Source organism: Catenulispora rubra (genome assembly GCF_015356825.1).
GTDB classification, from domain to species: Bacteria; Actinomycetota; Actinomycetes; order Streptomycetales; family Catenulisporaceae; genus Catenulispora; species Catenulispora rubra.
On record NZ_JAACYW010000822.1, the window covers coordinates 1 to 386 of the forward strand.

Annotated in this window: 1 protein-coding gene; it reads left to right on the forward strand. The window is 69.2% G+C overall.

Annotated elements, in window-relative coordinates; translation table 11 throughout:
* Positions 1-386: leucine-rich repeat domain-containing protein (locus GWK61_RS55580; protein WP_369125697.1), on the forward strand; the 386-nt coding region annotated here is incomplete at both ends.

Consider the following 386-nt stretch of genomic DNA (forward strand, 5'->3'; position numbering starts at 1 on the left):
TGGCTGGACAACAACGGCTGCGGAGAGTTGCCGGTGCAGGTGACCCGGCTCAGCGGGCTGATCGAGCTGAGCCTGACCGGCAACGGCCTGTCCACCCTCCCGGCGGAGTTCGAGCAGCTGGAACGGCTGGCCAGCCTGTGGCTCGACGAGAACGCGTTCACGGCGCTCCCGGAAGTGGTGGGGAGCCTGGGCAACCTGGTCCACCTGTACTTGCAGAAGAACCAGCTCCCCGGCCTGCCGAACTCGCTCGGCGCGCCGAGCCTGCGCACCCTGGTCGTCGACGGCAACCGGCTCGCCGAGCTGCCGGACTGGATCGGCGACACGCAGTCCCTGGTCACGCTGTCCGCGGACGACAACGTGCTGACCGAGCTGCCGCCGAGTATCGG